The organism is Kocuria sp. CH-021 (assembly GCF_049716185.1).
GTDB classification, from domain to species: Bacteria; Actinomycetota; Actinomycetes; order Actinomycetales; family Micrococcaceae; genus Kocuria; species Kocuria cellulosilytica.
Window position 1 is genome coordinate 1 of record NZ_JBNAFK010000059.1, and the last position, 930, is coordinate 930.

1 protein-coding gene is annotated in these 930 nt (G+C 68.5%); it reads right to left on the bottom strand.

Translation table 11 applies throughout. The features are described 5' to 3' along the window. Window positions 1-929 (bottom strand): aminopeptidase P family protein (locus ACPYN7_RS18000; RefSeq protein WP_424348556.1); only part of this gene is annotated, 929 nt, incomplete at its 3' end. Window position 930: the final 1 nt, after the last annotated feature.

A 930-nucleotide genomic window follows, 5' to 3' on the forward strand; every position in this document is an offset into this window, starting at 1 on the left:
AGCAGGCCGTGGGAGATGAAGATCTCGTTGAGCTCCGCGGCGATGTCCTGGCACACCGCCCCGGGCTTGATCAGTTCCAGGCCGCGCTCGTGGACCTTCACGTTGATCTCCCACAGTTCGCGGGAGCGGGCGTCGGGCTCGCCCAGGAACAGGGTGCGCTCCAGGGCGGTGTAGTAGCCCGAGGTCATCGGGAAGCAGTTCAGCGACAGGATGTCCCCGCGGCGCAGCTGGCGGGTGGTGGCCCAGTTGTGGGCGCCGTCGGTGTTGATCCCGGACTGGAACCACACCCAGGTGTCGCGGACCTCGCGGTGCGGGAAGGTGCGGGCGATCTCGTGGACCATGGCCTCGGTGCCGGCCAGGGCGACCTCGTACTCGGTGACGCCCTCCCGGATCGCGTTGCGGATGGCCTCCCCGCCCAGGTCGCCGATGCGGGCGCCGTGTTTGATGACCTCGATCTCCTCGGGCGACTTGATCATGCGCTGGCGCATGGCGTCCTGGGAGACGTCGGTGAGCTCGGCGCCCTGGAAGGCGGCCTGGATGCGCTGGCGGGTCAGCAGCGGCAGGGCGTCGTCCTCCACCCCGATCCGGCGGGCGGTGACCCCGCCCCGGCGCAGGGCTTCCTGGAGGCCGTAGTAGAAGTTGTCGCGGCGCCAGTCGGTGTAGACGATGTTGTCGCCGTAGCTGGTGCGCCAGGGCATGCCGGCGTCGATGTTGGCGGTGACCGTCACGGAGTCCTCGGCGGTGACGACCAGGGCGTAGTTGCGCCCGAAGGTGGTGTAGAGGAAGTCCGAGTAGTACTTGATGCCGTGGTAGCTGGTCAGGATGACGGCGTCGAGGTCCTTGGCGGCCATGATTCGGCGCAGCCCGGCCAGGCGGCGCTCGAACTCGGCGTCGGAGAAGGTCAGCTGCTCCTTGACTCCGTTGTGCAGG